The sequence below is a fragment of the Rariglobus hedericola genome, from assembly GCF_007559335.1.
Lineage (GTDB): Bacteria > Verrucomicrobiota > Verrucomicrobiia > Opitutales > Opitutaceae > Rariglobus > Rariglobus hedericola.
On sequence record NZ_VMBG01000001.1, the window covers coordinates 669,088 to 685,346 of the forward strand.

The following is a 16,259-nucleotide window of genomic DNA, read 5'->3' on the forward strand; positions in this document are numbered from 1 at the left end:
ACCCTCCTCGTGGCGAAACGGTGGATGCCGTTTAGCCCTGCCTGCGGTTCCCGCTGAAATTTTTCGTGCCTCCCGCCCCGTTTCCCGTTCGCATCGCACCCCATGTCCTCCGCTCCCGAGAAACTCACCCCGATGATGCAGCAATACTTCGAGGTGAAGCGCGGACTCCCCAAGGACATCATCCTGATGTTTCGCCTCGGTGACTTCTACGAGATGTTCCATGACGACGCCGCCACCGCGTCGAAGATCTGCGGACTCACCCTCACCAAGCGCGGCGAGACCCCCATGGCGGGCATCCCCCACCACGCGGCCGACAACTACATCACCAAGCTCCTCGCCGCCGGCAAAAAGATCGCCATCTGCGACCAGGCCGAGCCCGCCAAAGCCGGCAAACTCGTCCGCCGCGCCGTCACCCGCATTCTCTCCCCCGGCACCACCCTCGCCGCCAACCAGCTCGACGCCCAGCGCAACCACTACCTCTGCGCCCTCACGCTCGACAAAGCCGGCCTCCACGCCGCCTGGCTCGACCTCTCCACCGGCGAATTCCGCGTCGCCACCGACGCCCGCCCCGAAAACCTCCTCCCCGTCCTCACCGCCCTCGACCCCGCCGAACTCATCCTCATCGAAGGCGACCTCGAGCGCTGGAAAACCGCCCCCCACGACCAATCCGCCATCCACGCGCTCCACGCCTTCTGCGAACCGCGCCTCTGCACCGACCTCCCCGGCTACCACTTCGAAACCGCCGAAGGCCTCCGCACCGTCACCACCATCCTCGGCGTCCTCAACCTCCAAGGCTTCGGCCTCGCCCACGACCACCCCGCCCTCGGCCCCGCCGGCGCGCTCGTCCACTACGCCACCGAAAACCTCTGCGCCAAACCGGAAAACCTCCGCTCGCTCCAGGAATACCGCAGCGCCCGCACGCTCCTCCTCGACCCCGCCACCCTCCGCAACCTCGAGATCTTCCAATCCTCCCGCGGCACCCGCGACGGCTCGCTCCTCTCCGCCATCAACCGCACCGGCACCGCCGCCGGCGCCCGCCTCCTGGAACGCTGGCTCGCCGCCCCCACGCTCGACCTCGCCGAGATCCAGCGCCGCTCCGCCCTCGTCGGCGAATTGCTGGCCGACCCGCTCCACCTCGGCGAACTCCGCGAATGGCTCGATAACGTCCGCGACATCCCGCGCATCCTCGGCCGCCTCCAAAACCGCCTCCGCAACCCCCGCGAACTCGGCGGCATCCGCGACACGCTCAGCCAGCTCCCCGCCATCCGCGCGACGCTCAGTGCCTTCGGCCCGAACTCTCAACTCTCATCACTCAACTCTCAACTAGAGGAGCTGCCTTCTCTCCTGCAGCTCCTGACGTCGGCCCTCGCCGACGCCCTCCCGAACGACCTCGCCGACGGCAACTACATCCGCGCCGGCCACTGCCCCGAGCTCGACCGCCTCCGCTCGCTCACGACCGACAACAAGACCTGGCTCTCCGACCTCGAACGCGGCGAACAGGAGCGCACCGGCATCCGCAGCCTGAAGATCAAATTCACGAACAATTTCGGCTACTACATCGAGATCACCAAGGCCAACCTCCACCTCGTCCCGCCCGACTACATCCGCCGCCAGACCACCGTGAACGGCGAGCGCTACGTCACCGAAGACCTCCGCACCAAAGAAAAAGAAATCTTCCACGCCGAGGAAAACGCCCTCGCCCGCGAACAAGCCCTCTTCGCCGCCCTCGTCGCCGCCGTCCTCGACGAATCCATCGCCCTCGCCCGCACCGCCGACACCCTCGCCGAACTCGACGTCCTCGCCGGCTGGTCCGTCCTCGCCCGCGAGTGGGACTACTGCCAACCTGTCCTCGACGAAGGCGACACCCTCGAAATCATCGAAGGCCGCCACCCCGTCGTGGAGCAGATGCTCAAGGACCCGGCGGTCGCCGCCGGACGCGGCACCACGAGCTTCGTCCCCAACGACACCCTCCTCTCCTCGACCGACGCCCAACTCGCGCTCATCACCGGCCCCAACATGGCCGGTAAATCGACCTACATCCGCCAGGTCGCGCTCATCACCCTCCTCGCCCAAGTCGGCTGCTGGACCCCCGCCAAAACCTGCCGCGTCGGCCTCGTGGACCGCATCTTCTCCCGCGTCGGCGCCAGCGACGACCTCGCCCGCGGCAACTCGACCTTCATGGTCGAGATGAACGAGACCGCCAACATCCTCAACAACGCCACCGATCGCTCCCTGATCATCCTGGACGAGATCGGCCGCGGCACCTCGACCTACGACGGCCTGTCCATCGCCTGGGCCGTGGTCGAGCACCTCCACCGCGACCCCGAACGCGGCCCCCGCACGCTCTTCGCGACGCATTACCAAGAGCTGACCCAACTCGAAAAACACCTCGCCCGCCTCCGCAATTTCTCGGTGGCGGTAAAAGAGTGGAACGACGAAATCGTCTTCGTCCGCCGAGTGATCCCCGGCGCCGCCGACCGCAGCTACGGCATCCAAGTCGCCCGCCTCGCCGGTCTGCCGATCACCGTCATCGACCGCGCCAAGGTGATTCTGCAAAAACTAGAATCCGACGACACCAGCGTCGAACTTCCGAGTGCAGCGACGCCCAAAGCCCGCCCAAAAAAGAAAATCACCGTCACCCCTGAAGATAACGCCCAGCTCAACCTGCTTTAGGCCTCCGTTTACTTATTACCCGCTGCCGCGACGGTTCGTCATACAGCACGGTAACTTTGCCGTCATGCAATAGTTCCCGTGTATGACGGGTGGCGCCGCTATAAACCCCCTTTTCCTGTTTTTTCAGCAGCGTGATGTCACGTGCAGTAATTCCTCCGGATACACTGCCATCTTTCTCTAAAACAAATACACCGCTGAATGACATCAGTTTATCCGCAACGCTTCCCGTGGCCATTTCGCTGTGACAGCTACGCTCTCCAACCAATGACCAAATAAGAGCCAGCTTGTGTTTCGCCAACACTCCCAGCAACTGGGCTCGATCTACTAGGCAAGGCGGTGTGCTAGACCTCGGTGCTTGCCGTGGGGCAAAGACGACTACCTTCCCGTTCGCATCGGAGAATGTGAAGTCGTTCCCTGTCCATTTAACACCTAACAACCCCGCCAACTGCGGGGATGGAACTGAGGCCGACGTATCACCTTCTGAGTATTCGGCTACCGTGTGCACAAAACCGGCAGGGAACTCTCCCCCAAACTTTTTTTGAGCTGCGCACGCTTCACGAACGCGGTCAAAACGCGAAGACCACGGATATTCACCAAGCCCTTCACTACCGAACTGCGGAACTTGGACGCCGTCGCCCCAGAAATGCATTTTCTGGAGGAACTTCACTCGCTGGGCCAACTCCGCTTTCGGAACTAACCACGAGCGGAAATGCATAAACTGATGGCAGCTTCCCTTGTCGCTCGTTCTCGGCGGATATGATTCCGGTTCATCCCAACTGATCCATGCGTTCAGCAAAAGCGCGGGATGCACGAAGCCGGGCGCGGATGGCAACGATAGCATTTCACCAGGGTTTTCGGGTAATGTGGCGACCCATTTCGACGGATTCTTTACGAGGGTTGGCTCTGCAAACGGATCCGCGCTGCCTTTCCACCATTCATTCTTTGTCTCAGCTTCGGGTTCTTTGGCTGCCACCGGATCCCGCAGAGGTTGGGCCGGATCAAAGTTACGCGAGTATAATTGCCATGCTCCTTCGAATTTCTCCGGAGAATCGTCCCACTGGCGCCCAAAATGGAAATGGTCCGAAGCATATCCTTCGAGTTCATGAAGCGCGATCCACTGGTATTTCTTGCTGATCCGTTCCTGCTTAGTGTCCTCGTCGGCGCTTCGACCTCGATAAGGCAGATTACGCTCATACTCGACGAAACGTTCGGGCGTCCAGCCGAGTTCCACAATCCGCTGGAGAGTCCATGCTCTGGCCACGAGTCCTTTGAACGCCCGACGCTTTTCCTTCGACGGGTATGGTCGGTTTCGCCGCACGTTCAGCCAATGATGCATGTGCGACTCCATGACATAACGGCCAAAGTCACCGTATCCTCCAACTCCGTTGCCGTATTCTGGCTCAATCGAAGAAACGATAGTGTGCCAGCCATCCGGTCTTCCAAACGCCCTAGCCTTCTTCTCAGACCAGATCTTCGGCCAGCTCGAACGATAGGGCGGACTATAGTCTGCGTGCGAAACCCCAGGAGGAAGGCATTGTAAGTTCCGGGCGCACTCCATGACGGTAAATGCAAAGTCGCGCTGTAGCACATGTGGGGGCACCTGCTTCGCGGCGAATACTCGTTTCCATACCACCTTCGCTAACACGGAGAGTTTTTCCGGATCTTTTTCGCGCACAGCCACTCCCGCCGCTACTGCGAACACCCGCTCGACGACATAAGAATCGTCGATCGCGTAAAACGCCTCAATCAGCTTCGCCGCCAATTCGCTACGTCCGGTCACAACGCGTATCGCAGCTAGTGTTGCGCGGCGCCGGAACCTGCGATCATTCGAACTGAAGAACCAACAGAGAAGTGTGGAGACGAGAGTAGCCTGTTCATTAGACAGGCGCGATGAATCAACAGTAAATAGCCATCGAATGAAGGTTGTTGGCATCGATGTCTCGCCGTAATCCGCCAGTTGCTGGCTGGTCGGAATAGTCCATTCGAGTTCCCTCTGCCACAGGGGGAGTTCGCGTAACCAGCGATCAATGAATTCGGCATTAAACGGATGCCCAGTTACCCCTGCCGTCCGAATAAGCACCGCAAGCACAGACTCCTCTGTCAGTTCGACTCGAGCTTTTGCCATTAAGGCATGGGAATTCGGCGTGAAGCTGGTTGGACTACGCCAAGGCACCGATGCGAGGAAGTCCTCCAGCAAGGCCTCACGTATTTTTCTGCCGTTAACGACACTCGCCAATTCCATTTTAAACTTTTCCGGAAGTAAAATTGCCAGCGCTTTAAGCAAGCCGCGATGAGCGTAGTAACCTTCGTATGTTCGCCAGTAGGCAATGAGCCCACGAGTTTTCCAGTTTTGGACCAATTGAGGGAGGCTTTTCACCCCCGCCAATAGGCGCCCAGCAACGAAGTAGTCCGAAAAACGCTCGTAGGCAAAGCGCACCCGCACCTCAGAAGTTCTAGTCGCGTAATCGTAGTGGCCGACTTCCGTCACCAATCCGCTTGAACAGAGATGATGAAACAATGAGCGGCTGAGAGGCCGACCAGGAAACAACGCGTCTATTTTAGCGCGAGCCGTCGTAATTGGCACCGGTTGGCCTTCAGCATCGGCGACCAATGTCGCCAAGATATTCACAGCCTCGTGCGTGACGTCCGATGGACAGTCGATCGTATCCTTCAGCAAATTCGCAGTTCTCGTGATACGCTTGCGCATCACGACATCCAAAGTGATTGGACCTGCCGGCACCGAAGAGTTCTCGAAAGCCTCGCAAAAAGTTTTCAGAAAAAGCGGATTCTGAAACTCGGCGAGCAGTGGAGGAAGATCGCGCGCTCTCACGCCATAAGCCGCGAAATATCTAGCTGTCGCCTCAAACGTCGTGTCGCCAAAACCATAATGCTTTGAAAAGGCCCACGCTGAATCCTGTTGGCGAGCGATAGTCGCTGGGAGACAGATCGGGCCAAAATCACTGCGGCAACTCACAATCAAGCGCACATGGGGCCAAGCATCGATGCGGTTGGAAAACGCTGCAAGATGGCTAAACCACACCGCGCGTTCCGGCGATTCATTGATTGCATCAATGACCAGAAGCGCCGGCAGCCCTCGGACTTCGCCCGCGTGGTTCAATGCGGCCAAAAGATCGTCGGCGTCGCCTTTCCATCCTAAGCGTGCAACCAGCTGACTCCAAGGCTCCGCTGATGTCGTGAAAAACTCACCGAGCAGAAATAACGCAGTCTGCCCCCGCGCCCCGCACTCCTCCACGAGGCGTGCCAGAAGGTGGCTCTTCCCCGTCCCAGCCTCGCCAGTTACGAGCAGCCGTCGGCGATCAGCCGCAATGTGGTCGTCGATGAACTGTCGGAAGTCATATATGGCCCCTATCGCCTTATCGAGTTCGTGCTGTCGAAACCCTAGTTGCTCTTCGGGACGCGGCTGATACGAGCCGTCCGCTGGCCGTGCTGGGGCGGGCATTTTCTTTGCCTCTTCCTTTGCCAGCCGCACTGCTTCGGAAAACTTGATGACGGCTTCCTGCATTCGCTCAGCGGCCAATCGGGCTGCGTCCATCGGAGGAAGCGATTCACCGTCACCCAGCCTAGAAAGATTTTCTTCTGCGGCTTTGGCCATGACATTAAAAGGCGCCTTCAACAAACCGACAAACTCCTTGGGCGGCGGATACTCCGTTGCCTTGCGCATCGCTTTCCAGACTTCCCGTGCCTGTTGATAAAAGCGGGTTATGTGTCGGGGATCGCGAGCCAGTGCTGACAGCACGTCTTGCACTTGAACCCGCACATGCTGTTTGGGTGTGTAGCGGGTATCTAGGGCGTTCCGTGCCTCTTGATTACGCGCGGACAGCCACTTCTCGTCGAATTGCGGACATCCAAACCAATACGCTGCTCGTCCGGCATGACGACTTACCGTCAGCATCCCCGTCAGCTCTGACGCTCCCCACCAAATGAGTTGCAGCGAGGGGCGCTTGCCCCGAGCTGCGTTTTGTAGTGCTTTCCATTTTTTTGCGGTGCTTGGGTTCAGATCAAGCGGCACCGCTACATAATAAACTTTCAGAGTCGGGTGATTTTCACGCGCCCGCTGGATCGATTCGGCGATTTGCTTCCATTGCGGATCGCGCAGTTGGGGAAAAAACTTTGCCTGTAGGCCCACTGTTTTTTTCGAAGTATCCACGAAATATGCTTCTACACCACCATCTCCCCCCGCGCCGTCGATTCGGATCATGCTTTGGGGATTCCCCATTTCCTCCCGAAACAAACTGACACACAACTCTTCGAATCCGCTATGTCGCGTGCCTTTGACCGGACGAATTAATTGGTAGTCGATTGGGGCGGACGCGAGAGCAGGCATATAAATCAACTAGACGTTCAGACGTTTCCCGCAACCCATTGGTTAGGTGTTACCACCGTTCCGTCGAACCCGGCACAATTACAGATGTCTCGATCAAATATCCCCATGAACAAAACCATCCCCAAAAACACCATCTGCCTCTGGTTCGACAAGGACGCCGAAGCGGCCGCGCGGTTTTACGCGGCGACCTTTCCCGACAGCAAAGTGACCGGCGTGCACAAGGCGCCGAGCGACTATCCCTCGGGCAAGGCGGGTGACGTCCTCACCGTCGAATTCACCGTCCTCGGCATTCCCTGCATCGGCCTGAACGGCGGCCCCATCTTCCCGCACAGCGAAGCCTTCTCCTTCCAAATCGCGACGGACACCCAGGAGGAAACCGACCGCTATTGGAACGCCATCGTAGGCAACGGCGGACAAGAAAGCCAATGCGGCTGGTGCAAAGACAAGTGGGGCCTCAACTGGCAGATCACTCCCCGCACCCTCACCGAGGCGATGGCCGCAGGAGGTGCAGAAGCCAAACGCGCCTTCGAAGCGATGATGGAGATGGGCAAGATCGACATCGCCAAAATCAACGCCGCCCGCCGCGGCTGATTCCCGATCCTAAACGCAAAGACGCGAAGTCGCTAAGACGGATCGATCCAAGGGTCCGGATATAAACACTTGGTTTGCTGGCTCCGAACTTCGCGCCTTCGCGTCTTTGCGTTTAACTCCGACTTCCGGCAAATCTGTCGAAGCAGTGGCAACTTTATGCGAACTGCTTGGCCACGCCGACGAAACGACGGGCGGCTTCAATCAAGTCGGTCTCGTTCAGCACACCAAAGCTCAGGCGGATAAAATTTTTGGGCGCGTCGTCGCCGAAGCAGAGGTCGCCAGGCACGTAGAGCACACCGGCCTTCACGCAGGCGTGGCAGAACGCCGAATCCATGCCGGTGTCCAAGCCCGCCGGAGCGGTGAGCCACAGGTAAAGGCCGCCGCCCGGCACGGCCCAGCTCCAGCCGAGCGCAGGGAGACCGCCGGCGGTCAGCGCACCGTGGAGCGCGCGCATCTTGCGCTGGTAGCCGGGACGGATCACCGCGAGCTGCGCATCGAGTCCGCCTTCGGAGAGGATCTGCTCGAAGAGCGCCTGGTTATAGTTGGCCGTGCCGAAATCGTGATGGCCTTTCACGTGAAGCATTTTGGCGAGCAACGCGCTGTCGCTGCTGGTGCCGTAGCCGACCTTCAGGCCGCTCGCGAAGGGCTTGGTGAGCGTGGACAGGTAGAGCTTGGGAAACGCAGCCCACGACGGGAGACTCAGCACACTGCGCGCGGCATGCGGCTGGTTGTAGTAAAGTTCCCGATACGCGGCATCCTCGACCACCGGCACGATCACACCGGCTTGGGTCAGGACGTCGGCGATGGCGTTTTTCTCGGACTCGTCGAGACTGCGCGCCGAGGGGTTGGAAAAGTAGCTGACGAAATAAACCGCCTTCACCCGCTTGAGCTCGCCGCGCGTGCGCAGGGTTTCGAGCAACGCAGACAAGCCCGCGGCATCAATGCGTCCGTCGGCATCGACCGGCATGGAGCGCGCCTGCACGCCGAGACCGACGAGCATCTCCAGATAGACGAAGTAGCTGGGGCGATCCACCAGCACGATGTCACCCGGATCACAGAGCACCTGCATGGCGAGATAGAGCGCCTGCTGGGAACCGTTGGTGACGAAGAAATTCTTACGGACCGTGTCGGCATCGGGCGGCGTCTCCAACGAGAGCAGACGGTCGGCGAGCAACGCACGCAGTTTCGGACGGCCTTGATTGGTGCCGTATTGCAGGTATTCGGGCTCGCCGGCGCGCTTCGCCAGTGCCGTGACCGCCGCCTGGACTGCGGGGACGGGCAGCGTCTGATTGTCGGTAAAGCCGGCGGCCAGCGACAACAGTTTCGGGTTCTCCAGCATCAGCGTCATCAAGCGCGCAATGGTCGGAGGCTGGGAGCGTTCGCCCAGGGCGGAGTAATTGATCGAGACAGGGGAAGACATGGGCGGTGCGAAGCGTTATTTCGGATAAATAAAAAGGCGCGGAGAAAAAATCTCCGCGCCTTTTTTAAACACGCGAACCTGAAGTTCAGGCTGGCGACGGGGCGGGCGATCCACCGAGGCCCTCGGATGCGTCCTTGGGTTTTTTGCTGCCCTTGTCGTCGTTGTTACGGACCGGCAATGCGGGCGGCAGCTCGCGAATAATCGGCGAGGAAATCACGCCATCCTTGAGGATTTCCATCACGTGTTTGCCTTCGATCGTCTCGTATTCGAGCAAGGCCTCGGCAATCTTGTCGAGAGCCAGGCGATGCTCGCTGATAAGCTCGGTGGCGCGGGTGTATTGCTCGTTGATGATGCGGGTGATCTCGGCGTCGATCTTGCGGGCGGTGTCTTCGCTGTAGGTCTGGCTGCGGCCGATTTCACGGCCGAGGAACACGGTGTCCTGATTGTCACCGTAGGCAATCGGGCCGAGGGAGCTCATACCCCAGTCGCACACCATGTGGCGGGCGATCTTGGTCACGTGCTTGATGTCACCGTAGGCGCCGCTGCTGATGTCGTCCATGACGAGCTCTTCGGCGATGCGGCCGCCCATGCCCATGGCGATCTGGCTGAGCATGCGCTTCTTTTCCTGGGTGAGGATATCCTTCTTCGGGATGAACATCGTGCTGCCGAGTGAACGACCGCGCGGGATGATGGTGACCTTGTGGACGGGAACGGTGCCGTCATCGAGGATGGCCTGCACGATGGCGTGGCCGGCCTCATGGTAGGCGGTGAGCTTCTTCTCGCGATCGTCCATCACGCGGCGGCGTTCGCGGCCGAACTGGACCTTTTCGCGGGCGTCATCGACGTCGATCATCTCGACCTTCTTCTTGTTGCGACGGGCGGCAAGGAGCGCGGATTCGTTGAGCAAGTTGGCGAGATCGGCACCGGAGAGACCGGGCGTGCCGCGGGCGATGACGTTGAGGTCAACGTTGTCGGACAGCGTGATCTTGCGGGCATGGACGCGAAGGATCTGCTCGCGGCCGACGACGTCGGGCAGGTCGACATGCACTTGGCGGTCAAAACGACCCGGACGCAGGAGGGCCTGGTCAAGGACGTCGGCGCGATTGGTCGCGGCGATGATGATGACGCCCTCGGTAGTGTCGAAGCCGTCCATCTCGACGAGCATGGAGTTGAGCGTCTGCTCGCGTTCGTCATTGCCACCGCCGAGACCGGCGCCGCGCTGACGGCCGACAGCGTCGATTTCGTCGATGAAGATGATGCAAGGCGCGTTTTTGCGGCCCTGCTCAAACATGTCGCGCACGCGGCTCGCGCCGACGCCGACGAACATCTCGACGAAGTCGGAACCGGAGATGCTGAAGAACGGCACATCGGCCTCGCCGGCGACTGCCTTGGCGAGGAGCGTTTTGCCCGTGCCGGGAGGACCGACGAGCAGCAAGCCCTTGGGAATCTTGCCGCCCATCTTTTGGAATTTCTTGGGATCGCGGAGGAACTCGACGACCTCGGAAACCTCTTCCTTGGCCTCATCGCAACCGGCGACCTCGGAGAAACCGATCTTCTCGCGGTCACGGGAGAGCAGCTTGGCTTTGCTCTTGCCGAAAGTCATCGCACCGCGCCCCGCCTGGCGGAGCTGGCGAACGAACAGGAAATAGAGGAGACCGATGATGAGCAGGATCGGGAGGAAGTTGAGCAGGATGCTCGACAGCGCGTTGGAAACGGGCGGCTCCTCGAAGACCTTGGTCTTCTGGAGCAGCTCAAGATTGGCCTCGGTGAGATTACCGGAGGCGCGGAACTCGGCGGTCTTGCCGGATTCTGCATCGAGGGTGGCTTCCTTGACCTTGCCGGTGACGACGGCGCCGTTGCGACCGTAGGAGGCGTCGTAGCGGATGACGCCGGCGGAGACCTGACCCGCCTCGGCCATTTCGATAACCTGCTGGAGTTTAAGCGTGGCCGGTGCCGGCGAACGTGCCGGGCTGAAATAGAACAGCACCAGCACAGCGGCAATAATCGACAGCCAGATCAGGGAAACCTTTACCGGGAAGCGGTCCGGCGGCTGGTTTTTGAGGGGACGTCGCTTGAGGTCGTTTTTAGGATCAGGCATTGCAATAGGGACTAGGGAAGAACCGTGCGGGTTCCCTTGGATAAGTCAATTGGTGGCCCCGAGGTTATTGAGGGGTGTCTCGGGCGGATCAACGGGAAGTTTCTCCTCGAACAACAAAACTCCTTTTCGCAGCACTGCAAATCCGCCGCGCCCCAAACTGAAACGGGTGAAACTCCCCTTCTCCACCGCGGCGAGCAACGTGTTGAAACCCTGCCGCGACAGGTCACCGATGTCGCGCTGGCCCGCCAACCAACGGTGCAAGGCGCGGCGCACGACGGCGCGGGGCTTGTCCTTGAGGACCTTCACGTCGAGACATCGCCCATCGGCCGACACCGGCGACAACGCGTCCACCCAGGCCTCCAGCGCAACGTCATCCTCCTCGATGAGCTCGCGGGAGAGCGCTGCACCAGCGAGCGCATCGCGACCTTCGGCGGCGGCGATCCAGTGCGGGAGCGCCTCGTGGCGGATGCGGTTGCGGAAATAATCCGCCGTTTCGTTGCTGGCATCCTCACGCCACACCGCGCCCGCCGCGGTCAAGGCCTCGATGATCACCTGTTTTTTCAAAGCCAGCAGCGGGCGCACATGCACGCGCCCTTCCGGCATCACGTGAACGGGACGCGGAGCAGCCAACCCGGCGCTGCCACTGCCGCGAGCGAGCCGCATGAGCAGCGTCTCCGCGATGTCGTCCTGCTGATGCCCAAACCAAAGCGCACGAATACGGCGACGGCCCAGTTCGCGCTGGAAAAACGCGAAGCGCGCCGTCCGCGACTCGGCCTCGCTGGCGCCTTTGCGAGATTTCGTCCAGCTGCCTGTCACGAACCGCACGCCCAGCCCGAGGCACACGCGTTCGCAAAATTTCGCATCCGCCGTCGAGGCCCGCCCGCGCAGCCGATGATCAAAGTGCAACGCGACCAGCTTGGCGCGCCGCTCGGGCCAGTGAGCCCAGATTAAAAGCAACAGTGCAAGAGAATCGGCTCCACCCGAGAAGGCGACGCCCCACGATGCCGCCGCGTCATCGTGGTTATGCGCCCACTTCACTGTCGCCGGATGCAATGCGGCGCGGGGCACGCGCGTCGCCAACTCTGCGGCAACGCGCGGCCAATCAGTCTTAAGGGTGCGAGGCATGTTTCAAACAGACGGCCTCGCAGCCGTTCAGGCAAACGTCAGGTATTCCTTGCCGAAGAACGGCACGAGCGCGGCGGGAATTTTAACGCGTCCATCGGCCTGCAGGTTGTTTTCCAAGAGCGCGGCGAGCACGCGGGGCACGGCGAGACCGGAGCCATTGAGCGTGTGAACCAGCTCGGGCTTGCCGTCTTTGCCACGGAAACGGATCTGGGCGCGACGGGCCTGGAACGTTTCGAAGTTCGAGCAGCTCGACACTTCCAACCAACGCTTCTGGCCGGCCGACCAGACCTCGATGTCGAACTTCTTGGCCTGCGAAAAACCGAGGTCGCCACCGCACATCAGTAGCACGCGATAAGGCAGTCCGAGGAGTTGCAGCAGGTGTTCGGCGTCGCCGCGCAACGCATCGAGTTCGTCGTAGCTGGTCGACGGATGAACCCACTTCAGGAGCTCGACCTTGTCGAACTGGTGCAGGCGGTTGAGGCCGCGCACATCCTTGCCGTAGCTGCCCGCTTCACGACGGAAGCAAGGCGTGTAGGCACAACGCTTCACGGGCAGCGCGGTTTCGTCGATAATCTCGTCGCGAAAGAAATTCGTGAGCGGCACCTCGGCGGTGGGCACGGCGTAGAAACCGTCGGCGACGGCTTCATACATCTGGCCTTCCTTGTCGGGCAGCTGGCCGGTCGCCGTGGCGCTGGCGGCGTTGACGAAGATCGGCGGGTTAACCTCCACGTAGCCGGCCTTGCCATTCTCATCCAAAAAGAAATGGAGCAGCGCACGCACGATCTTCGCACCGTCACCGATGTAGAACGGGAAGCCTGCGCCGGTGACCTTGGAGCCGCGGGCGAAGTCGAAGAGTTTCTCGAAGCCGGCGATCTCCCAGTGTGCCTTCGCGTCGGGCGAAAGCGTGGCAATGTCGCCCCAGGTCGAGAACGTCACGTTTTCCTCGGGCGTGCGGCCTTCGGGAACGGATGCGTGCGGGAGGTTGGGCAGCGTCATCATGAGCTGTTTCAACTTATCCTCGGTGTCCTTCAGGCTGAGTTCGCCTTCCTTCACCTGGGCCGACACGGCCTTCATCTCGGCGACCTTGGCGATGAACTCGGGGGAACCCTTGGGCAGCTTCACCATCTCGGCATTGGCGGCCTTTTGGGCACCGCGCAGGCTCTCGACCTGCTGAAGCTGGATTCGCCACGCGCTGTCCAGCGCAACGATGGCATCGAGATCGACGTCGAGATGTTTTTTGGCAATCGCCGCACGGACTAAGTCGGGCGATTCACGAAGGAGCTTGGGATCGAGCATGGCGGGTGTCTTAAATGCGAACTATCGCGGTCCGCTCATGAACGCAGCAAGTGGAAAGTAGTTGGGGCGGCGGCCTCCCCAAGACCTAAAGAATAAGCCTTGCATCGCTTCCACCACTCTAGCGGCATAATTGTTTAACTTCGATGTCCCGACTTCGTTCGCCTCTTTTTCATCCCAACGCCGGACTTTGTCCGGCCCTGTCCACCCCTATGGACCTGAAGCGGATCTGAGCAGGCTGAGACCGCGTTAATTGCTCATGGATGCCGCCACTCTGGCCGAGATTAACTCGCTTGAAAGCGCACTGAACGGCTGCAAACGACATCCGTTACCGCCCGACTTGGAAGCGCGCAGGCATGCCTTGCTCGCCCGTCATCTGGGATACGAGCCTCGTCGGCCGCTGCCGATTGTTTACGTGATCGGTGACAGTCATTCCGCCTTTTTCGCCGGAGCCGAAAGCTGCCGGTTTAAAAAAGGGCGTGGCATTTTCACGGGATTCTTTCGCCGTCGTTACGTTGGCGCATTCACGGAGTTGTTGCCCGTGTTCCGCGTGTTCCATGTTGGACCCGGCACGGCATGGAAGGCCGATGATCACGGCTCCTCCACGCGCAGCCGGGAAAAAATCGATGCGCTCATCCGTCACGATATTCCAAAGGGCGCGACCATCCTCGTGGCCTTTGGCGAAATCGATTGTCGCTGCCATATTCCCCGTGCCGTGCTCGCCGGCCAATCGATCGAACAGGCGGTGGACGCAACCTTGGCGCGCTTCATGCGCTTGGTGGATCGGCTGAGCAGTCTCGGGTTTCGCATGGCGGTGTGGGGACCACCGGCCGTTGGTCTGCTCAAAGAGGGCAAACCCGACGAACCCTTTCCCGCCACCGGCACCTACGAACTGCGTTTACAGGTGACTCATGCCTATTGTGAGGCGTTGGCCCGCGCTTGTGCGCAACGGCACGTGCCCTGCGTATGCCTGGCCGGAACCTATCACGACTGGAACGAGCGCCCGGACAGGCGAAACTTTCTCGATAACGCGCATGTGTCGCAAAATTTAATGCCCCTCGCTCTGCGTTTGCTAACCGCCGCGAATGTCCTGAATCTTCCCGCATCCACGTCCCGATGAACACGCCCCCCGTCAACATCCTCTGCATCAAGTGGGGCACTCGCTACGGCCCGCATTACGTCAACATCCTGCGTCGTTCGGTGTCCCGTCACCTCAACCGCCCGTTCATTTTCCACTGCTGCACGGAGGATGCCACCGGGCTCGATCCTGAGATTCGGGTCATTCCGTTTCCGGCCGATCCCGGCTTAAAGCGCGGATGGCCCGACGTGCTGGTGAAACTGATGGTGACTAAGGATGGTTTCGGCGGATTGACCGGCCCCACCCTGTTTCTGGATCTGGATGTCGCAATCATGGCGGACATCGGCCCGTTCTTCGATTTTCAGCCCGGCAAGAACTGCATCATTCACAATTGGGTAAAGGCCCGCAAAGAGCTGGTTGGTCAGCGCCCGCACGTCGGCAATTCCTCCATCTTCCGCTTCGAGGCCGGTGCATCCAATTATATCTACGAAACCTTCCTCCGCGAAATCCATCGCGCTGAAGACCGTTCTGTTTTCAACACCGAGCAGGCCTTCCTTACTTATGCGATGAAGGAAGTCCATTGGTGGCCCGATGAATGGGCCCGCAGCTACAAGCGCCATTGCCGCCCGCTGTTTCCGTTCAATTTATTCACGACGCCCAAGCCGCCGAAGAACTGCCGCATCCTCGTGTTTCACGGCCGCCCCGATCCCGACGAAGCGATCCGCGGTTTCAAAGGCTCCAAGATTCACCACCACATGCAGCCCGCACCGTGGATCGCCGATCACTGGAAACAATGACTGTATCCGGAAACGATTTCTGGGCATCCATAGATGCCATCATTGTCGTCAATCTGGATCGCCGGGCCGATCGCTGGGCCGACATGCAGGAGCATCTTCAATCGGTGGCTCCGATGGCGAAAGTCCACCGGTTATCCGCGGTGCTCGGTGCCGATCTGCCCGGTTACGGAAGCTCACGCTGGTTTCGTCGCACCCGTCGCGCCGGGACTTGGGGTGGACGCGCCGGCTGCATTCTATCGCACCGCAATGCCCTGCGCCTCGCCCGCTCAAGTGGCTGGCAACGGATTTTAATCCTTGAAGATGACGCCCGCCTGTCGCCGGAACTCAATGGACCGGCCGGCCAAAAACTGGCTGGATACCTCACCGCGGAAAACAGGCCGGGTGTATGTTATTTAGGATACACCTCGCCTCGTGGCCCCGCCCGCTTGTTGGGCACACTGGATGCGGACCATGCGCTTTATGCGTTGAGAGGCGCCAGCACCACGCACGCCTACATCGTGGATGCGGCACTCTATCACCCGCTGCTGGATTTGCTCCCGCAAACCGATGCAGGGATTTGGTCCTGGGTGGCGCGCCACACCGCGATTGATCGTTGGTATTCCCTCGCCCTCACTCGCATGACGACCGTGGCGGCAGTCTCACCACAATTGGCGCTGCAAGCCCCGTCGTTGTCCGATATCACAGCCCGGGAATCGTCTTACGTTGAGTCCGGCAAGGGCAATGAACTCGCATCACTCCAAGGCGGTTCATTCACGGGTATGTTGGCTGCTGCCAGCGACTGCCTCAGTGCAATCCCCCGAAATCTAAAATATCTGCTGCGTTGTTTCCGCGGATTTTAA

At 60.3% G+C, this 16,259-nt stretch carries 10 protein-coding genes; 5 read left to right on the top strand and 5 right to left on the bottom strand.

Annotated features, from left to right (window positions below; genetic code table 11):
* Window positions 1-102 precede the first annotated feature (102 nt).
* Entirely contained in the window at window positions 103-2,673 is a 2,571-nt protein-coding gene (gene mutS / locus FPL22_RS03125; protein WP_144228654.1) for a DNA mismatch repair protein MutS, read from the top strand.
* On the opposite strand, the gene FPL22_RS03130 is transcribed toward mutS, so the two are convergent.
* The gene (locus FPL22_RS03130) at window positions 2,660-7,018 is read right to left on the bottom strand and encodes an NACHT domain-containing protein (RefSeq protein ID WP_144228655.1); all 4,359 of its coding nucleotides are present in this window, start codon (window positions 7,016-7,018) and stop codon (window positions 2,660-2,662) included. The two genes, mutS and FPL22_RS03130, sit on opposite strands and share 14 nt — an antisense overlap.
* Before the next feature lie 105 nt (window positions 7,019-7,123).
* Here FPL22_RS03130 and FPL22_RS03135 point away from each other — a divergent pair, with 105 nt between their 5' ends.
* Window positions 7,124-7,609, top strand: coding sequence for a VOC family protein (locus tag FPL22_RS03135; protein ID WP_144228656.1), 486 nt, complete (start codon window positions 7,124-7,126; stop codon window positions 7,607-7,609).
* 154 nt (window positions 7,610-7,763) lie between these two features.
* Here the strand turns inward: FPL22_RS03135 and FPL22_RS03140 are convergent, their stop codons facing one another.
* From FPL22_RS03140 to serS, 4 genes are all read right to left on the bottom strand, one after another.
* Entirely contained in the window at window positions 7,764-9,029 is a 1,266-nt protein-coding gene (locus tag FPL22_RS03140) for an aminotransferase-like domain-containing protein (protein WP_144228657.1), read from the bottom strand.
* An 85-nt stretch (window positions 9,030-9,114) separates the two neighbouring features.
* Complete coding sequence (gene ftsH / locus FPL22_RS03145; protein ID WP_144228658.1) at window positions 9,115-11,127, bottom strand: ATP-dependent zinc metalloprotease FtsH; 2,013 nt, start codon at window positions 11,125-11,127, stop codon at window positions 9,115-9,117.
* Between the two features lie 45 nt (window positions 11,128-11,172).
* Entirely contained in the window at window positions 11,173-12,252 is a 1,080-nt protein-coding gene (gene tilS / locus FPL22_RS03150; protein ID WP_144228659.1) for a tRNA lysidine(34) synthetase TilS, read from the bottom strand.
* A 27-nt stretch (window positions 12,253-12,279) separates the two neighbouring features.
* Window positions 12,280-13,548, bottom strand: coding sequence for a serine--tRNA ligase (serS, locus tag FPL22_RS03155; protein WP_144228660.1), 1,269 nt, complete (start codon window positions 13,546-13,548; stop codon window positions 12,280-12,282).
* A 256-nt stretch (window positions 13,549-13,804) separates the two neighbouring features.
* Here serS and FPL22_RS03160 point away from each other — a divergent pair, with 256 nt between their 5' ends.
* From FPL22_RS03160 to FPL22_RS03170, 3 genes are read left to right on the top strand one after another with little or no spacing between them, the layout of a single operon-like run.
* Complete coding sequence (locus tag FPL22_RS03160) at window positions 13,805-14,665, top strand: hypothetical protein (RefSeq protein ID WP_144228661.1); 861 nt, start codon at window positions 13,805-13,807, stop codon at window positions 14,663-14,665.
* Window positions 14,662-15,420 carry a hypothetical protein gene (locus FPL22_RS03165; protein ID WP_144228662.1) on the top strand — a complete coding sequence of 253 codons (759 nt, stop codon included), beginning with the start codon at window positions 14,662-14,664 and terminating at the stop codon, window positions 15,418-15,420. Before FPL22_RS03160 ends, FPL22_RS03165 begins: the two co-directional genes overlap by 4 nt.
* Window positions 15,417-16,259 carry a glycosyltransferase family 25 protein gene (locus FPL22_RS03170; RefSeq protein WP_144228663.1) on the top strand — a complete coding sequence of 281 codons (843 nt, stop codon included), beginning with the start codon at window positions 15,417-15,419 and terminating at the stop codon, window positions 16,257-16,259. The genes FPL22_RS03165 and FPL22_RS03170 overlap by 4 nt, the downstream gene beginning before the upstream one ends.